Origin of the sequence: Agromyces sp. Root81, assembly GCF_001429165.1 — a bacterium.
In the GTDB taxonomy this organism is placed as follows: domain Bacteria; phylum Actinomycetota; class Actinomycetes; order Actinomycetales; family Microbacteriaceae; genus Agromyces.
In genome coordinates this window covers 901,387-918,719 of sequence record NZ_LMIR01000001.1, presented here as the reverse complement: position 1 = coordinate 918,719, position 17,333 = coordinate 901,387, and the positions used below count along the sequence as shown (strand labels likewise).

Below are 17,333 nucleotides of genomic sequence, written 5' to 3'. Positions count from 1 at the left end.
GGGTCAGATCGAGGGACCCCAATGACGATCCTCCTCGACGTGCGCGACCTCGCCGTCGACATCCCAACAGAAGACGGCACCGTGCATGCGGTGCAGCACGTCTCGTTCGCCGTGAACGAGGGCGAGTTCTTCGGCGTCGTCGGCGAATCCGGCTCCGGAAAGTCCGTGATGGTGCAGTCGATCATGGGCCTCGTGCCCGGCGCTCGCACCAGCGGCTCCGTGCTGTTCCGCGACCGCGACCTGCTCTCCCTCGCGCCCGAGCAGCTGCGCTCGGTGCGCGGGCGGGAGATCAGCATGATCTTCCAGGACCCGCTCTCGAGCCTGCACCCCCAGTACACGGTGGGCTGGCAGATCGTCGAGCAGATCCAGGCGCACGAGAAGGTCAGCACGAAGGCCGCGAAGGCGCGTGCGATCGACCTGCTCGACCGGGTGCGCATCCCGGATGCCGCGGCACGCTTCGACGCGTACCCGCACCAGTTCTCGGGGGGCATGCGACAGCGCGTGATGATCGCGATGGGCCTCTCGCTCGGACCGGCGCTCATCATCGCCGACGAGCCGACCACCGCCCTCGACTCGACCGTGCAGGCGCAGATCCTCGACCTGCTCGGCGAGATGCGCAGCGAGTTCGGCACGACCGTGCTCATGATCAGCCACGATCTCGGCGTGCTCTCGCGCGTCGCCGATCGGGTCATGGTCATGTACGGCGGTCGTCGCATGGAACTCGGGGCCGCCGATGCGGTGCTGTGCGGCCCAGCACACCCCTACACCGCGGGGCTCCTGCGGTCGTCGTCGTTCAACCGGGAGCCGGGCACGCCGCTCGTGCCCATCGGGGGGCGCCCACCGAGCCTGCTCGCACCGCCCGAGGGCTGCGCGTTCCGCGACCGCTGCCCGGACGCGATGTCGATCTGCGGCACGAAGCCGCCCGTTCGCCACTACGACGACGGCACCGAGGTGGCCTGCTGGCTCGAGTCGACGCCGGTGGAGCCGGACCCGCCGGTGCTCCCGCCGCCCAGCCTGCTCGCGAGTCCCGACGACCCCATCGTGAAGGTCGACGGGCTCCGGCTCACGTTCCCGCAGCGCCGTGGGGAGCCGCGCGTCGTCCTCGACGACATCTCGCTCGAGGTGCGGCGGGGCGAGACGCTCGGCCTCGTGGGCGAGAGCGGCTGCGGCAAGACCACCCTCGCCCGTGCGATCGCCGGGCTCGTCGCGCCGACCGCGGGCACCGTCGAGTTCGACGGCGCCCCGACGGGGAACCTCGATCGCGCTCAGTGGCGTGATCTGCGTCGCCGGGTGCAGCTCGTCTTCCAGGATCCATTCGGCTCGCTGAACCCCCGCCGTCGCGTCGGCTCGATCATCGGCGACCCGTTCCGCATCCACCGGCTCGCGAGCGGCGCAGAACGACAGGCGAAGGTGCAGGAGCTCATGGAGCTCGTCGGGCTGAACCCCGAGCACTACAACCGCTTCCCGTCGCAGTTCTCGGGCGGGCAGCGGCAGCGCATCGGCATCGCGCGGGCGCTCGCCCTGAACCCCGAGCTCGTGATCCTCGACGAGCCGGTTTCGGCGCTCGACGTGTCGATCCAGGCGCAGGTGCTGAACCTCCTCGACGAGCTGCAGCGCCGGCTCGGCCTCACCTATCTGTTCATCTCGCACGACCTCGCCGTCGTCCGCCACGTCTGCGATCGCATCGCCGTGATGGAGGGCGGGCGCATCGTCGAGCTCGGCACCGCCGACGAGGTCTGGAACGACCCGCAGCAGCCGTTCACCCGGCGCCTGCTCGCCGCGGCCGCACCCGAGATCCCGAGAGAGCCGCGCGATCGCCGTCTGCTGCCGCTGTCGGTGGCCGGCGCCGGCCAACAGCCCGTATCCGGGCACCCCGCCGATCGGCACGCCGCCGATCGCATCGCCGTGGAGGTCGCCTCGTGAGCCTCATGCCCAAGACCCCCGCGGCTGCGGCGCGCGCCTCGACCGAGGTGCAGGCGCGCGGCTCCGGTCGGCTCACGCTCACCCGGCTGCTGCGCGACCCCGCGAGCATCGCCTCGATGATCGCGATCCTCCTGATCATCGCGTTCGCGCTCTGCGCCCCGCTCATCGCGGCGTGGACCGGTCACGGCCCGACCGAGCAGTTCCGCGAGACCGGGCTCACGCCCGAGGGGATCCCGGTGGGTCCGAACTCCGAGTTCCTGCTCGGCACCGACCAGCTCGGACGCGATGTGCTCGTGCGCCTCGCCTACGGTGCGCAGGTGTCCCTCCTGGTCGGCGTGCTCGCCTCGATCGTGGCGTCGGTGATCGGCATCGCGATCGGCACGATCTCCGGGTTCTCGGGCGGGGTCGTCGACACGGTGCTCAGCCGCACCATGGACCTCGTCATGAGCGTGCCGTTCCTGCTCTGCGCGATCGCCCTCGTCTCGGTGCTCGGCCCGAGCCTGAGCCTGTCGATCGCGGTGATCGTGTTCTTCAGCTGGACGGGCCTCGCCCGCGTCATCCGCGGACAGGTGCTGGCCCTCCGCCATCGAGAGTTCGTCGAGGCGGCCCGCTCGCTCGGCGCATCGCGCACGTCGATCATGTTCCGCGACATCCTGCCCAACCTGGTCGTGCCGATCATCGTCTACACGACGCTCATGATCCCGGCGGCGATCGTGTTCGAGGCGACGCTCTCGTTCCTCGGCCTCGGCATCGTGCCGCCCACGCCCAGCTGGGGCAACATGCTGGCGGATGCTGCGAACGGCTCCCTCTACCTCGTGGCGTGGTGGATGGTCGTCGTGCCCGGCGGCGCCCTGCTCGCACTGACCCTCGCATTCAACCTGCTCGGCGACGGCCTCCGCGACGCACTCGACCCCGCCGCCGTCTCGAAAGGCAAGCGCGCATGACCCGGTTCATCCTGTCCCGCATCGCCTTCGGCGTGCTCGTGCTGTTCCTCCTGAGCGTGTTCGTGTTCATGCTCTTCTACGTCTCGCCGTCGGACCCCGCCCGCATCATCGCGGGCGACAAGGCGACCGAGGAGCTCATGGCGCAGATCCGCGCGAACCTCGGGCTCGACCGCCCGATCACCGAGCAGTACGTGACCTTCATCGGCAACCTCCTGCAGGGCGACCTCGGCTACTCCTACCGCTCGAGCATGCCGGTCTCGGAGCTCGTCGTCTCGCGCATCCCGGTCACCATGTCCCTCGTCTTCGGCGGCATGGTCTTCTGGCTCGCGATCGGCATCCCCATCGGCATCGTCTCGGCGAAGCATCCGGGCTCGGTGCGCGACCGGCTCGGACAGGGCTTCGCGATCGTCGGCATCAGCTTCCCGACCTTCGTGCTCGGCATGCTCGCGCTGTACCTGCTGTACTTCGTGCCGACGAAGCTCGGGTTCATGCTGTTCCCCCCGAGCGGCTACGTGCCGTTCGAGCAGAGCCCGCTGCAGTGGGCCTGGCACCTGCTGCTGCCGTGGTTGACGCTCGCGCTCGTCGTGGCCGCCGTGTACGCGCGGCTGACGCGGGGGCAGATGCTCGAGGTGCTCGGCCAGGACTACATCCGCACCGCTCGCGCCAAGGGCGTCGACGAACGCCGCGTGACGTACGTGCACGCGTTCCGCAGTGCGATGCCGCCACTCGTCACCCAGCTGGGCATCGACATCGGGCTCATGCTCGGCGGCGTCATCGTGATCGAGCAGGTCTTCGGCCTGCTCGGCGTCGGCAGCCTCGCGGTGACGTCGGTCGCCATGCAGGATCGACCGGTGGTGATCGCGATCGTCCTCCTCGGCGGCGTCTTCGTCGTCGTCTCGAATCTCGTCGTCGACACGACGTACGCGTTGCTCGACTCGCGGGTGCGGACGGCGACCCGATGAGCGCGCGCTGGTATCCGATCGGCTCGGATGTCGTGGCCCGCGAGCTGTGGCTCGACGTCCCGCTCGACTGGGCCGACCCCGACGGGCCGACGATCCGCCTCTTCGCACGCGAGCTCGTCGACGCCGCGCGCCGCGACGAGGACCTGCCGGTGCTCGTCTACCTGCAGGGCGGGCCCGGCGGCAAGTCGCCGCGGCCGCTCGGCCGTGACGGTTTCCTCGACGAGGCGCTCGCCCGGTTCCGCGTGGTGCTGCCCGATCAACGGGGGACCGGCCGCTCGACCCCCATCGAGGGTCGGCAGCTCGAGGGGCTCACCGCCGACGCATCGGCGAGGATCCTGGCCCTGCACCGGGCCGACTCCATCGTGCGCGACCTCGAGGCGCTGCGACACGCGCACTACGACGGTCGGCCGTGGTGGACGCTCGGCCAGAGCTACGGCGGCTTCCTCACCCTGCACTACCTCTCGGTGGCGCCCGAGGCGATCACGGCCTCGGCGATCGCCGGAGGGCTGCCGAGCCTCGACCCGTCGGCCGACGACGTCTACGCTCGCACCTTCCCCCGCGTGCGGGCGAAGAACCGCCGGTTCGCCGAGCGGCTGCCGCATCTGACCGAGCGCATCGCGCGGGTCGCCGATGTGCTCGACGCCGGCGACGTGCGCCTCCCCGACGGCGACCGGCTCACCGTGCAGCGCCTGCAGACCCTCGGCTTCGACTTCGGCATGGCCCCGGGCTTCGACCGGGTGCACTGGGTGTTCGACGAGGCGTTCGCCGACGCCGGCGAAACGCTCATCAGCGAGACCTTCCGCTCGAACGTCGGCGCACTCACCGCGTTCGATCGGAACCCGCTCTTCATCGCCCTGCAGGAGAGCATCTACGGCCCCGGCCCCACCGCGTGGGCGGCCGAGCGGGCACGTGCCGACAATCCCGACTTCGCGCCCGACGCCCGCCCGCTGCTCTTCACCGGCGAGATGGTCTTCCCGTGGATGTTCGAGGAGGTGCGGGCGCTGCGCGGCTTCCGCGCTGGCGTCGAGCGGCTCGCCGAGACCGCCCGGCCGATCGAACTGTACGACCACGACCGGCTCGCGGCGAACGCCGTGCCCGTCGAGGCCGTCGTCTACCTCGACGACATGTACGCGGACGCCGCGTTCTCGCTCGACACCGTCGAACGGGTCGGCGGCCTCGAAGCCTGGATCACCAACGAGTTCGAGCACGACGGACTGCACACGGGAAAGGTCGCCGGACGCCTGTTCGACGCTCTCGACCGGCGCGTCGCCGGCTCGGCCCACGCCCCGCGCACCCGACAGCGCCCGTGACGCGCCCGACAGCGCCCTTGAAAGGACCCGGAATGACCGAACCCACCCACACCCACGCCCACGCAGCGAGCGGGGGAGGATCATCGATGCCCGCTCCGGCCGAGCGAGACCCGCGGATGCCCCGCCTCGCGCAGTCTCCGGGGTTCAACGAGTCCATGCGCAGCGGCTGGGGCACGCCCGTGCGCACGCCGGTCATCCCGGACGGCGCCGCGCTCGCCGCGCACCACCACCGGAGTCGGCTCTCCGCAGCGCTGCCGGGGCGCACGATCGCCGTCGCCGCCGGCCGCGCCCCGGTGCGCGCGAACGACACGACCTTCGAGTTCCGCGCCGACAGCGACTTCCTCTGGCTCGTGGGCTGCGGCATCGAGGATGCCGTGCTCGTGCTCGAGCCGGTGCCCGGCGGTCACGACGCCACCCTGTACCTGCCCGCCCCCGCGCGTCCGGGCGATGCCGGGTTCCACGCCGACCCGCTCCGAGGCGAACTCTGGGTCGGGCCGATGCCCGGTCTCGCCGAGTACGCCGATGCGCTCGACATCCGCACGCGCCGCATCGAGGAACTCGTGCTGCGCGACGGCACCCTGACGGCGGGGACACCCGCGCAGGCCGGGCCCGCCGCCGCGGCCCTCTACGGACGGTCGCGCTCCGCCGACCTCGCCCGCGTGCTCGCCGAGCTCCGCATGATCAAGGACGATTGGGAGGTCGCCGAACTCGCGGCCGCCGTCGCCTCGACCGAGCAGGGCTTCGCAGCGATGGCGCGCGAACTCTCCTCGGCCATCGAATGGGGCGGCGAGCGTTGGCTGCAGGGCACCTTTGACCGCTACGCGCGCACGGTCGGCAACGGTCCGGGCTACGCGTCGATCGTGGGGTCCGGCGCCCACGCGCCGATCCTGCACTGGGTGCGCGCCGAGGGCGACATCAGCCCCGACGAGCTGCTGCTGCTCGACGTCGGCGTCGAGCGCCGGTCGGGCTTCACCGCCGACGTCACCCGCACGATCCCGGCCGGCGGGCGGTTCAGCACCGCGCAGCGAGCCGTGCACGACCTCGTCGAGGCGTCGCACCGTGCCGGTCTCGCAGCGGTCGCGCCTGGCCGGCCGTGGTCGGACTTCCACACCGCGAGCATGGAGGTCATCGCGCAGGGCCTCCACGACTGGGGGATGCTGCCCGTCTCCGTCGACGAGGCGCTCGCTCCCGACGGCCAGCAGCATCGCCGCTACATCGTGTGCGGCGTCGGGCACCACCTCGGCATCGACCTGCACGACTGCGCGTCGGCGAGCTACGCCGCCTATCAGGGCGCTGTGATGCAGCCGGGCATGGCCCTCACTGTCGAGCCGGGCCTGTACTTCCACGCCTTCGACGAGACGGTGCCGCCGGAGCTCCGCGGCCTCGGCGTGCGCATCGAGGACGACCTGGTAGTGACGGCGACGGGCCACGAGGTGCTCTCGAGCGGACTGCCGATCGACGCGACGGGCCTCGAGGCCTGGTTGGCGGCGGCGCGATCGGGCGAACTGAGCGCATCAGCCCAGGAGGCCGTCTCCGGTCGCTGAGTCCCGCGTGTCGTGCGTCCCGATGCTGCAGTCGGGACGCATGGCGCGGTCCGATTCTCGTTTCGGCGCGGAATCTGCAAGAATGATCAGTCGAGTTCTGTATCGCCCGACCCTCTATCAGGCGCGCAGAACCCCTTTGAGCTTCCGCCGAGTGTGCACCCCACGCTCACGGCTGTCAGTTCGCCAACTCACAACATTTCAGGAGAATTGTGGCTGTCAAGATTCGTCTCAAGCGTCTCGGCAAGATCCGTGCGCCGTACTACCGCATCGTCGTCGCCGACTCGCGCACCAAGCGCGACGGTCGCGTGATCGAGGAGATCGGCAAGTACCACCCCACCCAGAACCCCTCGTTCATCGAGGTCGACTCCGACCGCGCGCAGTACTGGCTCTCCGTCGGCGCTCAGCCGACCGAGCAGGTCGCGGCGATCCTCAAGCTCACGGGCGACTGGGGCAAGTTCAAGGGCGACAAGAACGCCGTCTCGACCGTTCAGGTCGCGGAGCCGAAGGCCGCCTTCGTCGCCGACGAGAAGAAGAAGCCGGTGCTGAAGCCCAAGGCCGAGAAGCCTGCGGCCAAGGTCGAAGAGGCTCCCGCCGAGACCGCGACGGACGAGGCGTAAAGCCTTGCTCCAGTCCGCGCTCGAACACCTCGTCAAGGGGATCGTCGATCACCCTGACGATGTGAAGGTCGTCTCCGCGTCGAGCGCACGTGGCGAGGTCCTCGAGGTTCATGTGAACCCCGAGGACCTCGGTCGCGTGATCGGCCGCGCCGGCCGCACTGCGAAGGCGCTCCGCACGCTCGTCACCGCCCTCGCCGACGGTCGTCGCGTTCGCGTCGACGTCGTCGACACCGACGACTGACGTGGCCGACACTTCAGGTACACAGCTCCGGGTCGGGCGCCTGCTGAAGGCGCACGGCCTCAAGGGCGCCATCAAGATCGAGCTCTACACCGACGACCCCGACCGGCGTTTCGTTCCGGGCGCGGAGTTCTCGCTGCAGGTGCCCGGCGACTCGCCGTGGCACGGCAAGAGCCTCACGCTCCGTGAGCTCCGCTGGTACAACGGGCACGCTGTCGGGTTCTTCGACGGCGTCGACGACCGCACCGCGGCCGAGGGCCTCGCGAAGGCGATCCTCTGGGTCTCGCACGTCGAGGAAGAGGCGCAGGAGGACGACGCCTGGTACGACCACCAGCTCATCGGCCTCGCGGTCATCCGCGATGGTCAGCGGGTGGGCGAGGTCGCGCACGTCGAGCACTTCCCGGCCCAAGACCTGTTGATCGTCAAGACCGGCAACGGCGAGGTCATGGTGCCGTTCGTCGCGGCCATCGTGCCCGAGGTCGACCTCCACGCCGGCACGCTCACGGTGACGCCGCCTCCCGGACTCTTCGAAGAGATCCCCGAGGCCGAGCCGGCGCCAGCAGCCGAGCCCGAGGCGCCGGCCGAGTCCGAAGCGGCACCGGTCGATGAAGCCGAGACGGATGCCTCGGCGCCCGTCGAGGCCGACCGCGACGAGTAGTCCGCCGATGCACGTCGACATCGTCACGATCTTCCCCGAGTTCTTCTCGGTGCTCGACTTGTCGCTCCTCGGCAAGGCGCGCCAGTCGGGCCTCATCGAGGTGACGGCGCACGACTTGCGCGATGCCACACACGATCGGCATCGCACGGTCGACGACACCCCGTACGGCGGCGGTGCGGGCATGGTCATGAAGCCCGAGCCGTGGGGCGAGGCGATCGACGGCATCGTGGGCGACGGGGCATCCGATGCCCTGCTCATCGTGCCGTCGCCCGCCGGCGAGCCGTTCACCCAGCAGATCGCCCGCGAGCTGGCCGCCGAAGAGCACCTCGTGTTCGCCTGCGGCCGCTACGAGGGCATCGACCAGCGTGTGGTCGACCACTACGCGACGCGCATGCGCGTGCGGCTCATCAGCCTCGGCGACTACGTGCTGAACGGCGGCGAAGTCGCCGTCATGGCGATGATCGAGGCCGCCGGACGTCTCGTGCCGGGCGTCGTCGGCAACCCCGAGAGCCTCGTCGAGGAATCCCACGAGGACGGCCTGCTCGAGTACCCGAGCTACACGAAGCCGGCCTCGTGGCGCGGGCTCGACGTGCCGCCGGTGCTGCTCTCGGGCAACCACGGGGCGATCGCCGCCTGGCGCCGCGAGCAGCAGATCGAACGCACGCGGCGCGTGCGTCCCGAGCTGCTCGGCGAGTAGCCCGGCCGGCTCGTCGCCGGCGCGTGCGCAGTCGCGCGCCAGTCTTCACCTGCCGGAAACACGCGGGTGCGGTGCGTGAAACACGCCCTCCCTAGCGTCGAACCGGCGGGTGAGACCGGTTCCCGCCGGAAAGCGCGGGTTGCACATGGTCGGGTCGAGAGGCGCCGGCGCCCCGGCGGAGCACGTCGAGGCGCATCCGCTCCGACTCGTCGCCGTCACCCACGGGGAGCCCTCCAGCGCCAACCGCGAGGCCGTCATCCGGCTCGTCGACGGCGTGGCCTCTGCACGACCCGAACTCGACGTCTCCATCAGCTTCGTCGACGCCAGCCGATCGGATGTCGCGGCTGCCGCCCTCGGCGCCGACGACGACGCCCCTGCGGTCATCGTGCCGCTCGTGCTCTCGGCGGGCTTCCACGTGCGCACCGGGCTCTCGCTCGGGCTCGATCGGCGCGGTGCGGCCCGGGGCTCCGCCGACGGCGTCGCCGGGGCCACCGGCACCGGCTCCGGCACGAGGCTCGCTGCAGAGCTCGGCCCCGACGACCGCATCGTCGAGGTGCTCGCCGAGCGGCTCGCTCGACTGAAGCTCGCCGACACCGACGCCGTCGTGCTCGCAGCTGCGGGCTCCAACGACCCTCGCGCGGTGCGGGAGTGCTTCGAGACGGCCCGCCGACTCGGGCATCGACTCGGTCGATCGGTGACCGTCGGGTTCATCGCCGCGGCGATTCCCCGGTTGCACGATGCGATCGAGATGATCCGCGAGGTGCATCCCGGTGTGCGCGTTGTCGTCGGCAGCTACCTGCTCGCGCCGGGCACCTTCTACGACACCGCGGCATCCGTCGGTGCGGATGCGATCGCCGAGCCGCTGCTGCTGCCCGGCGAGCCGGCACCGCGCCGGCTCGTCGAACTCGTGCTCGAACGGTACGACGACGTCGCCGTCAGCCGCTTGGAACGGGCGTGACGGCGAACGGATCGACGAGCCGCCGGACTCAGCCGCGCTGGGTGAGCACGATCGGGTCGCCGTCGGTGATCGCGATCGTGTGCTCGGAGTGCGCGCCGCGCGAGCCGTCGGCGCTGCGCAGGGTCCACCCGTCGGGGTCGGTGAAGATGCGATCGGTCGTCTCGAGGAACCACGGCTCGATCGCGACGACGAGTCCGGGCTTCAGCGGCAGACCGCGACCCGGGCGGCCGTTGTTCGGGATGTGGGGGTCGCCGTGCATCGTGCGGCCGACTCCGTGGCCGCCGAAGTCGGTGTTGATCGAGTAGCCCTCCGCCTTCGCGACATCCGCGATCGCCCGCGAGATGTCGCCGATGCGGTTGCCCGTGCGCGCCGCGGCGATGCCGGCGTCGAGTGCGCGCCGGCTCGTGTCGATGAGGCGCAGGTCCTCCTCGCGGGGCGTGCCGACGACGACCGAGATCGCCGAGTCGGCGACCCATCCGTTCACCGAGGCCGCGAAGTCGAGGCTCAGCAGGTCGCCGTCGCGCAGCGCGTAGTCGCGGGGGAGGCCGTGCAGCACCGCGTCGTTGACCGAGGTGCAGATGACCTTGCCGAACGGGCTCGCGCCGAACGAAGGGTGGTAGTCGATGTAGCAGCTCTCAGCGCCCGCCTTGCGGATCATCTCGTGCGCGAGGGCATCGAGCTCGAGCAGGTTCACGCCGACCGCGGCGGCGGCCGAGGTGGCCTCCAGCACGCTCGCCACGAAGCGACCGGCGGGTCGCATCTCCTCGATCTCGGCAGGGGTCCGAAGTTCAATCACGACTCCATTCTGGCGGCTCCGCCCTGAGTGAACACTCGGCACGCGCGCAGCGAGTCCGGATTACGCTGAAACCATGCTCCTGAGGCGTGCGCTGTACAGATGGCAGATGATCGCGATCGTCGTGCTGCCGGTGTGGCTCGCCGTGGGCTGGGCCATCTTCGGCGGAGGCGGCTGGGGCACGCTCGGGCTCGTCATCGTCGTTCCCGTCGCGTTCGTGGTGCTCGGCGTCGTCGCGCTCCTCACGAATGTGCGGCCGACCGTGCGCCAAGAGCGTGCGCTCTCGTGGACCGACGTCGGCGTGCTCACGGCCTGGCAGCTCTCGATCATCGGCACCGGGTTCTACGGTGCGTCCGCGACGGCCTTCGGCGTGCTCGCGATCCTCCTCGGCATCGCCGCGTTCTGGGTCGCCGTGTGGCAGCTCGTCACCGACGGCGCGAACCGCATGAAGGCCTCGATGGCCGAGTTCGAACGGCTCGCCGGCGAGCAGAGCGGCGCTCAGGCCGGCAGCGCATCGGGCGGTTCGGCAGGTGCCACGGGCCCCGGCGTGCGGCGTCCGCCGTTCGACGACGGGGGCGACGAGGTGATCATCATCCACGAGGTGCGCGAGTAGCGTTCGCCGCTCGGGGTGCGATCGCGCGGGTCATCCGTCACCCGCTTTTGCCCACCCGGCCCCCGGCATGGCACAATAGAGGATTGTGCCGCCGCAGGTCTCTGCCTCCGGGGAGCGCGCACGCACGATCCGATCGTGCGAGGCGGCACCAGACACTTCCATCCAATGATCCGCGTTCGACCGGTTGCGGGCGCAGAGAGCGAACCAACATGCACATTCTCGACCACGTCGACGCCGCGAGCCTGAGGTCGGATGTCCCCGACTTCCGCCCCGGCGACACCGTCAAGGTGCACGTCAACATCATCGAAGGCACGCGCGCGCGCATCCAGGTCTTCCAGGGCGTCGTCATCGGCCGCCAGGGCGAGGGCGTGCGCGAGACCTTCACGGTCCGCAAGGTCAGCTTCCAGGTCGGCGTCGAGCGCAAGTTCCCGGTGCACTCGCCCGTGATCGACCACATCGAGGTCGTCACCCGCGGTGACGTGCGTCGCGCGAAGCTGTACTACCTGCGCAAGCTGCGCGGCAAGAAGGCGAAGATCAAGGAGAAGCGCGACGCCTGATCCGCCACGCGGATCGCGGTTCACGCGAACTCTTCCCCGAGCTCCCCACCCCTAGACTGGGTGGGGAGCTCGGGCGGTTAAATGACAGAAGAAGACACAGGCACGCGAACGGATCGCGCGGCTTCGGCGACGCCGAACAGACGACGCGGCGTTCTGCTGTTCCTCCGAGACCTGCTCGTCATCTTCGTCGTGGCGGTGCTCGTCTCGTTCCTCATCAAGACGTTCCTCATCAGGTCGTTCTTCATCCCATCGCAGTCGATGGAGGAGACGCTGGTGAAAGACGATCGCATCATCGTGAACCAGCTGGTGCCCGATGTCACGCCGCTCGAACGCGGTGACGTCGTCGTCTTCAAAGACCCGGGCGGATGGCTCCCGGCCCGTGTCGAGACCGAGCAGCCGCCCCTCGTGGCCGCCGTCGACTGGTTCATGTCGTTCGTGGGCCTCTCGGCTCCCGATTCGAACGACCACCTCGTCAAGCGCCTGATCGGGCTGCCAGGCGACCACGTCGTCTGCTGCAACGCGCTCGGCCAGATGAGCGTCAACGACGTGCCGCTCGACGAGCCCTACGTGGCATTGCCGCCCGGCGACACCAAGGCCTCGCGCGACGACTTCGACGTGGTCGTGCCCGAGGGCTCGCTCTGGGTCATGGGCGACAATCGCAACAACTCCAAAGACTCGCGCTACAACGGCGAGACGCCGCTCAAGGGCTTCGTGCCGATCGACAACGTCGTGGGTCGTGCGTTCGTCGTCAGCTGGCCCGTCGAGCACTGGGCATGGCTCGGCAACTACCCCGAGGTCTTCGACGGCGTCGAAGAGGCGAGCGACTGATGGCGCCCGCAGCGGTTCCGTCGCTCCGCGTCGAACGGGAGTTCCTCGCCGACGCCCCCATGATGCTCGCCTGCGACGAGGTCGGTCGCGGCGCCCTCGCCGGCCCGGTCACGATCGGTCTCGTGCTGATCGACTCCGCCGACCGACGCATGCCGGCAGGCCTTCGCGACTCGAAGCTCCTGAGCGAGCCGCGTCGCGAGGCGATGGCGCCGCGCGCCGCCGCCTGGGTGCGGGCGTCCGCAGTGGGCGAGGCCAGCGCGGCCGAGATCGACGAGCTCGGCATCATGGCCTGCCTCGGGCTCGCCGGCGCACGCGCCTACGCCGAGCTGTCGGCAGCCAACGAGCTCATCGACGATGTGCCGCTCCTCCTCGACGGCAACCACGATTGGCTGAGTGCGTCGATCGAACGCCGGGCGCGAGTCGTCACCCGCATCAAGGCCGACCGCGACTGCGCGTCGGTCGCCGCGGCATCCGTCATCGCCAAAGTGCACCGCGACCGGTTCATGCGCCGCGCCCACGACGAGCGTCCGCTCTACTCGTGGGACGAGAACAAGGGCTACTCGAGCAAGGCGCACTTCGCCGCGATCTACGAGCACGGCGCGAGCGAGCTGCACCGCACCACGTGGCTGCACGATCGCGTGCCGCCGACGCCGACGCTCTTCGACCTCAGCGTAGGATGAGTGCGATGGATGAGGACGAGTTCGAAGACTACGACCGCGAGGTCGAGCTGGCCCTGTATCGGGAGTACCGCGACATCGTGTCGCAGTTCAAGTACGTGGTCGAGACCGAGCGACGGTTCTACCTCGCCAACGAGGTCGAACTCGTGCGCCGCGACACCGAGCACGACTTCTACTTCGAGCTGACGATGAAGGACGTCTGGGTCTGGGACGTCTACCGCGCCGACCGCTTCGTGAAGTCCGTGCGCGTGCTCACCTTCAAGGACGTGAACGTCGAGGAGCTCGCCACGCGCGAGTTCGAACTGCCGAAAGAGCTCGCGCTCGACGAGTAGTCGCCGCCGGTTGCTCCGGCCGGGCTCGTCGCTGTCGACCGCGAGCTTCAGCTGAGGCGGCGTTCGAGGCGCACCGTGACGGTGTCGCCGATGTCCTTGCCGAGCTTCGCCCGGAGTTTCGCGTTCAACGAGAGCATGTGCCCGCCGGTTCCGGTGACCATGAGCCCCACGTCGCGCAGTGGAACCCCGTCGACCGTCGCGTCGACCTTGACGGCCTTGCCGGTTCCGAAGAACTCGGCTGAACCCGGCATCTCGACGCAGGCCCAGATCTCACCCTTGACGTCGACGCCGATCGGCGCGGTGAACTCGTGGTCGAGGGGCATCGGTTCGATGGTCATGTCGATCCTTCGTGTCGTCGTTCCTCGGGTCGGTGTTGCGCTCCATCCTGCCCGCCGCGGCGACACTCCGCCTCCCCAATCCGGATCTTCGCGCGTTCTCCACCGCTGTGCGGCCGGCGTGCATGGCGGGCGACGCGAGCCACGACGCTGGTCGCGGAGGTGGTGCGGATGTCGCACAATGCAGAGCTCGGCCGGCACGGTGAACAACTCGCGGTCGAGCATCTCGAGGCGCGCGGCATGCAGGTGCTCGAGCGCAACTGGCGGTGCCGAATCGGCGAGATCGACATCATCGCGCGCGACGGCCGTGACACGGTGTTCATCGAGGTCAAGACGCGCACGTCCGGTGACTACGGGCATCCGTTCGAGGCGATCACGCCCCTGAAGCTCGCGCGCATGCGGCGCCTCGCGATCGCCTGGTGCGAGGCGACGGATGCCGCGGCCTCGCGCATCCGCATCGACGCCGTCGCCGTGCTCGCCCCGAGCGAGGCACCGGCCCTCATCGAGCACCTCGAGGGCATCAGCTGATGCCGGTCGCCCGCACGCGCTCGGTGGCGCTCCTCGGCCTGACCGGTTCGATCGTCGAGGTCGAGGCCGACCTCTCGTCGCAGCTGCCCGCGTTCATCATCATCGGCCTGCCCGATGCAGCGCTCGGCGAGGCCAGGGACCGCGTACGCGCCGCAGCGGTGAACGCCGGCTGTCCGCTTCCGCAGCGGCGACTCACCGTCAACCTCTCGCCGGCGGCACTGCCGAAGCACGGGTCGGGGTTCGACCTCGCGATCGCGGTCGCCTGCCTCGCGGCGGCCGGGGAGATCTCGGCCGAGTCGGTCGAGCGGGTCGTGCACCTCGGCGAACTCGGCCTCGACGGCCGGCTGCGACCGATCGACGGCATCCTCCCGGCCGTGCTCGCCGCGGTGCGTTCGGGGTACGACACGGTCATGGTGCCGACGGCGAATGCCGATGAGGCGGGCCTCGTGCCCGGGGTCAGCGTCATCGGAGTCGCCTCGCTGCTCGACGCGGCGGTCCGCCACGGCGGTGTGTTCGACGAGCGGATCTTCGAGCCGGTTCCGGCGCCGGATCGAGCCGATCCGTCCGAGGCGAACGACGCCTCGTCCGGCGACCTCGCCGACGTCTCGGGCAACGACGACGCCGTCGAGGCGCTCCTCGCTGCCGCGGCCGGCGGGCATCACGTGTTCCTCCTCGGCCCACCGGGGGCCGGCAAGACGATGCTGGCTTCCCGGCTGCCGGGCATCCTGCCAGACCTCGATGCCGATGAGGCGCTCGAGGCGGCGTCCCTCCGCTCGCTCGCCGGCAGGCCGCCGCGATCCGGGCTCTCGCTCCGACCTCCGTTCGAAGCACCCCACCACACGGCAACGGCCGCGGCGATGGTCGGCGGCGGCAGCAGGCTGATCCGCCCCGGCGCGGCCGCACGCGCCTCGCACGGCGTGCTCTTCCTCGACGAGGCCCCCGAGTTCCCGTCGGCGGTGCTCGACGTGCTGCGCCAGCCGCTCGAATCGGGCACGATCGCCATTCACAGGGCGAACGCCGTCGCCTCGTTCCCGGCTCGGTTCCAGCTCGTGCTCGCCGCCAATCCGTGCCCGTGCGGCAACCACGGGGCGAAGGTCGGCGAATGCACCTGTCCGCCCGCCGCGCGACGCCGGTACCTCGCCCGAATCTCCGGCCCGCTCCTCGACCGTCTCGACGTGCAGCTCTGGGTTCCGCGCATCACTGCGGCAGGGCTCCGCCTCGGGGCGGAGCGCCCCGGAGTCTCGACCGCCGTCGCCCGCGAACGCGTGATCGAGGCTCGTGCTCGCGCCGCCCACCGCCTTCGCGGCACGCCGTGGCGCACGAACGCCCAGATGCCGGGGCCGTGGCTCCGCGGTGCCGGCGGACTCCATCCCGGCGGGCGCGCGACCGCCGACCTCGATCGCGCCCTCGAGCTCGGCACCGTCACGATGCGCGGCTACGACCGCATCCTCAAGGTCGCCTGGACGCTCGCCGATCTCGACGGTGCCGGCGCTCCAGGGCTCGAGCAGGTCGGGCGCGCACTCTTCCTCAGAAAGGGGCTTCCACTGTGAACACCGTCCATCGCGCGGCACGAGCCGCCCTGCCCCAGCTCTCCGCCGTGCGATCGGCTCCGATCACCGACGACCTCGCACTCGGCGAGGTGTACGCCCGGGCGCTCCTCGGTTCGGTGGCCGAGCCCGGCGACGGACTCCTCGGCCGCGCGATCGACGCGATCGGCGCCGTTCCGACGGCCGGCCTGCTGCTCGACGCGGTGAGTCCGGCCGAGTTCGCCGACAGGCTCACGCGGGCCGGGGGCACGATCGATGAACGCGAGGCGACGACCGGGCTCGAGCGATGGACGCCGCGACTCGATCACGGAGCGTTCGCTCGATCCCTGGATCAAGCCGCTCGCGTCGGAGCGCGTCTCCTGATCCCGGGCGACGCGGGCTGGCCGGTGGGCGTCGACGAGCTCGGTGTCCATGCACCGCTCGGGTTGTGGGTGCGCGGGCGTACGGGGGCACTCGACGGGTCGTCGGGTTCGATCGCCCTGGTCGGCGCCAGGGCGGCGACCGGGTACGGAGAGCACGTCACGATGGAGGCCTCCGCCGGACTCGTCGATCGCGGATTCACGATCGTCTCCGGCGGCGCGTACGGCATCGACGGCATGGCGCACCGGTCCGCCCTCGCGAGCGAGGGCGCGACGGTCGCCTTCCTCGCCGGGGGAGTCGACCGGTTCTACCCCATGGGGCACGAGACGCTGCTCTCCCGCATCGTCGACACGGGGGCGGTCGTCTCCGAGCTGCCCTGCGGCGCTGCGCCCACGAAATGGCGGTTCCTGCAGCGCAACAGGCTGATCGCAGCGGCCAGCGAGGGCACCGTCGTGCTCGAAGCCGGATTCCGCTCGGGCTCCCTGAACACGGCGGGCCATGCGGCCGCGCTCGGCCGGCCGCTCGGCGCGGTGCCCGGCCCGGTCACCAGCCCCGCTTCCGCCGGATGCCATCGGCTGTTCCGCGAGTACGACGCCGTCTGCGTCACCGACGCCGAGTAGATGGCCGAGCTCGTCGGGGGAGTCGGGCGTCGTGGCGGGTTCGAAGGTCGGCCGCCAAGGTCGGAGTCCGACGATCGCGGCGCCCGCGGCACCGCAGCGTCGCCCGAGACGGTGCGCGTGCTCGACGCACTGAGCACTCGCAGTCCACGCGAGCTCGCCGACATCGCACGTCGGTGCGGCATGACGCCATCGGCGGTGATGGGCGTACTCGGCGGGCTCGAGGCGGTGGGCCAGGCCAATCGGCATCCGTTCGGCTGGCTGCGCGCCAAACGCAGCTGATCTCTCATGCAGC

20 protein-coding genes and 1 pseudogene are annotated in these 17,333 nt (G+C 70.6%); 19 read left to right on the top strand and 2 right to left on the bottom strand.

Going from position 1 to position 17,333, the window contains the following annotated elements; genetic code table 11:
- Positions 1–21 precede the first annotated feature (21 nt).
- From ASE14_RS04425 to ASE14_RS04380, 10 genes and pseudogenes are all read left to right on the top strand, one after another.
- Positions 22–1,821: pseudogene (locus ASE14_RS04425) on the top strand (ABC transporter ATP-binding protein); the annotation flags it as partial.
- Between the two features lie 107 nt (positions 1,822–1,928).
- Positions 1,929–2,867 carry an ABC transporter permease gene (locus ASE14_RS04420; protein WP_056651763.1) on the top strand — a complete coding sequence of 313 codons (939 nt, stop codon included), beginning with the start codon at positions 1,929–1,931 and terminating at the stop codon, positions 2,865–2,867.
- Positions 2,864–3,829, top strand: a complete 966-nt coding sequence (locus ASE14_RS04415) for an ABC transporter permease (RefSeq protein ID WP_056651195.1) — start codon at positions 2,864–2,866, stop codon at positions 3,827–3,829. Before ASE14_RS04420 ends, ASE14_RS04415 begins: the two co-directional genes overlap by 4 nt.
- The gene (locus tag ASE14_RS04410; protein WP_056651192.1) at positions 3,826–5,139 is read left to right on the top strand and encodes an alpha/beta fold hydrolase; all 1,314 of its coding nucleotides are present in this window, start codon (positions 3,826–3,828) and stop codon (positions 5,137–5,139) included. The genes ASE14_RS04415 and ASE14_RS04410 overlap by 4 nt, the downstream gene beginning before the upstream one ends.
- Positions 5,140–5,171: 32 nt before the next feature.
- The gene (locus tag ASE14_RS04405; protein WP_235511080.1) at positions 5,172–6,683 is read left to right on the top strand and encodes an aminopeptidase P family protein; all 1,512 of its coding nucleotides are present in this window, start codon (positions 5,172–5,174) and stop codon (positions 6,681–6,683) included.
- Positions 6,684–6,892: 209 nt separating this feature from the next.
- Positions 6,893–7,300 (top strand): 30S ribosomal protein S16, encoded by a 408-nt coding sequence (rpsP, locus tag ASE14_RS04400; RefSeq protein ID WP_056009615.1) that lies wholly within the window; start codon positions 6,893–6,895, stop codon positions 7,298–7,300.
- A gap of 4 nt (positions 7,301–7,304) precedes the next feature.
- The gene (locus tag ASE14_RS04395) at positions 7,305–7,541 is read left to right on the top strand and encodes an RNA-binding protein (protein WP_056651189.1); all 237 of its coding nucleotides are present in this window, start codon (positions 7,305–7,307) and stop codon (positions 7,539–7,541) included.
- A gap of 1 nt (position 7,542) precedes the next feature.
- On the top strand, positions 7,543–8,196 hold the full coding sequence (rimM, locus tag ASE14_RS04390) for a ribosome maturation factor RimM (protein ID WP_056651188.1): 654 nt from the start codon (positions 7,543–7,545) through the stop codon (positions 8,194–8,196).
- Between the two features lie 7 nt (positions 8,197–8,203).
- Positions 8,204–8,893, top strand: a complete 690-nt coding sequence (gene trmD / locus ASE14_RS04385) for a tRNA (guanosine(37)-N1)-methyltransferase TrmD (RefSeq protein WP_056651181.1) — start codon at positions 8,204–8,206, stop codon at positions 8,891–8,893.
- Positions 8,894–9,038: 145 nt separating this feature from the next.
- Positions 9,039–9,851: a sirohydrochlorin chelatase gene (locus ASE14_RS04380; protein ID WP_056651177.1), complete on the top strand. Its 813-nt coding sequence runs from the start codon at positions 9,039–9,041 to the stop codon at positions 9,849–9,851.
- Positions 9,852–9,879: 28 nt separating this feature from the next.
- On the opposite strand, the gene map is transcribed toward ASE14_RS04380, so the two are convergent.
- On the bottom strand, positions 9,880–10,647 hold the full coding sequence (map, locus tag ASE14_RS04375) for a type I methionyl aminopeptidase (RefSeq protein WP_056651176.1): 768 nt from the start codon (positions 10,645–10,647) through the stop codon (positions 9,880–9,882).
- 73 nt (positions 10,648–10,720) lie between these two features.
- On the opposite strand from map, the gene ASE14_RS04370 reads away from it, so the two are divergent.
- The 5 genes from ASE14_RS04370 (at position 10,721) to ASE14_RS04350 (ending at position 13,651) form a co-directional block, all read left to right on the top strand.
- Positions 10,721–11,257 (top strand): hypothetical protein, encoded by a 537-nt coding sequence (locus ASE14_RS04370; protein ID WP_056651173.1) that lies wholly within the window; start codon positions 10,721–10,723, stop codon positions 11,255–11,257.
- Positions 11,258–11,466: 209 nt separating this feature from the next.
- Positions 11,467–11,814 (top strand): 50S ribosomal protein L19, encoded by a 348-nt coding sequence (gene rplS, locus ASE14_RS04365; protein ID WP_056009567.1) that lies wholly within the window; start codon positions 11,467–11,469, stop codon positions 11,812–11,814.
- A gap of 81 nt (positions 11,815–11,895) precedes the next feature.
- Positions 11,896–12,642: a signal peptidase I gene (lepB, locus tag ASE14_RS04360; protein WP_056651171.1), complete on the top strand. Its 747-nt coding sequence runs from the start codon at positions 11,896–11,898 to the stop codon at positions 12,640–12,642.
- The gene (locus ASE14_RS04355) at positions 12,642–13,322 is read left to right on the top strand and encodes a ribonuclease HII (RefSeq protein WP_056651168.1); all 681 of its coding nucleotides are present in this window, start codon (positions 12,642–12,644) and stop codon (positions 13,320–13,322) included. Before lepB ends, ASE14_RS04355 begins: the two co-directional genes overlap by 1 nt.
- A 5-nt stretch (positions 13,323–13,327) precedes the next feature.
- Positions 13,328–13,651, top strand: coding sequence for a DUF2469 family protein (locus ASE14_RS04350; RefSeq protein ID WP_022891843.1), 324 nt, complete (start codon positions 13,328–13,330; stop codon positions 13,649–13,651).
- Positions 13,652–13,698: 47 nt separating this feature from the next.
- Here the strand turns inward: ASE14_RS04350 and ASE14_RS04345 are convergent, their stop codons facing one another.
- Complete coding sequence (locus tag ASE14_RS04345; RefSeq protein WP_056651165.1) at positions 13,699–13,989, bottom strand: DUF1905 domain-containing protein; 291 nt, start codon at positions 13,987–13,989, stop codon at positions 13,699–13,701.
- 168 nt (positions 13,990–14,157) lie between these two features.
- Here ASE14_RS04345 and ASE14_RS04340 point away from each other — a divergent pair, with 168 nt between their 5' ends.
- The 4 genes from ASE14_RS04340 to ASE14_RS20895 are packed head-to-tail and all read left to right on the top strand — an operon-like array spanning position 14,158 to position 17,320.
- Complete coding sequence (locus ASE14_RS04340) at positions 14,158–14,514, top strand: YraN family protein (protein ID WP_056651162.1); 357 nt, start codon at positions 14,158–14,160, stop codon at positions 14,512–14,514.
- The gene (locus ASE14_RS04335; protein WP_056651159.1) at positions 14,514–16,064 is read left to right on the top strand and encodes a YifB family Mg chelatase-like AAA ATPase; all 1,551 of its coding nucleotides are present in this window, start codon (positions 14,514–14,516) and stop codon (positions 16,062–16,064) included. The genes ASE14_RS04340 and ASE14_RS04335 overlap by 1 nt, the downstream gene beginning before the upstream one ends.
- Positions 16,061–17,041, top strand: coding sequence for a DNA-processing protein DprA (dprA, locus tag ASE14_RS04330; protein WP_200953261.1), 981 nt, complete (start codon positions 16,061–16,063; stop codon positions 17,039–17,041). Before ASE14_RS04335 ends, dprA begins: the two co-directional genes overlap by 4 nt.
- Positions 17,042–17,320 carry a helix-turn-helix domain-containing protein gene (locus ASE14_RS20895; RefSeq protein WP_200953260.1) on the top strand — a complete coding sequence of 93 codons (279 nt, stop codon included), beginning with the start codon at positions 17,042–17,044 and terminating at the stop codon, positions 17,318–17,320.
- Positions 17,321–17,333: the final 13 nt, after the last annotated feature.

Excerpts from the sequence above, each read along its gene's own strand:
- trmD (WP_056651181.1), top strand. The coding sequence starts at position 8,204 with ATGCACGTCGACATCGTCACGATCTTCCCCGAGTTCTTCTCGGTGCTC.
- ASE14_RS04335 (WP_056651159.1), top strand. The coding sequence starts at position 14,514 with ATGCCGGTCGCCCGCACGCGCTCGGTGGCGCTCCTCGGCCTGACCGGT.
- rplS (WP_056009567.1), top strand. The coding sequence starts at position 11,467 with ATGCACATTCTCGACCACGTCGACGCCGCGAGCCTGAGGTCGGATGTC.
- ASE14_RS04405 (WP_235511080.1), top strand. The coding sequence starts at position 5,172 with ATGACCGAACCCACCCACACCCACGCCCACGCAGCGAGCGGGGGAGGA.
- ASE14_RS04355 (WP_056651168.1), top strand. The coding sequence starts at position 12,642 with ATGGCGCCCGCAGCGGTTCCGTCGCTCCGCGTCGAACGGGAGTTCCTC.
- ASE14_RS04340 (WP_056651162.1), top strand. The coding sequence starts at position 14,158 with ATGTCGCACAATGCAGAGCTCGGCCGGCACGGTGAACAACTCGCGGTC.
- ASE14_RS04370 (WP_056651173.1), top strand. The coding sequence starts at position 10,721 with ATGCTCCTGAGGCGTGCGCTGTACAGATGGCAGATGATCGCGATCGTC.
- ASE14_RS04410 (WP_056651192.1), top strand. The coding sequence starts at position 3,826 with ATGAGCGCGCGCTGGTATCCGATCGGCTCGGATGTCGTGGCCCGCGAG.
- ASE14_RS04415 (WP_056651195.1), top strand. The coding sequence starts at position 2,864 with ATGACCCGGTTCATCCTGTCCCGCATCGCCTTCGGCGTGCTCGTGCTG.
- ASE14_RS04350 (WP_022891843.1), top strand. The coding sequence starts at position 13,328 with ATGGATGAGGACGAGTTCGAAGACTACGACCGCGAGGTCGAGCTGGCC.
- ASE14_RS04380 (WP_056651177.1), top strand. The coding sequence starts at position 9,039 with ATGGTCGGGTCGAGAGGCGCCGGCGCCCCGGCGGAGCACGTCGAGGCG.
- ASE14_RS20895 (WP_200953260.1), top strand. The coding sequence starts at position 17,042 with ATGGCCGAGCTCGTCGGGGGAGTCGGGCGTCGTGGCGGGTTCGAAGGT.
- ASE14_RS04345 (WP_056651165.1), bottom strand. The coding sequence starts at position 13,989 with ATGACCATCGAACCGATGCCCCTCGACCACGAGTTCACCGCGCCGATC.
- lepB (WP_056651171.1), top strand. The coding sequence starts at position 11,896 with ATGACAGAAGAAGACACAGGCACGCGAACGGATCGCGCGGCTTCGGCG.
- ASE14_RS04420 (WP_056651763.1), top strand. The coding sequence starts at position 1,929 with ATGCCCAAGACCCCCGCGGCTGCGGCGCGCGCCTCGACCGAGGTGCAG.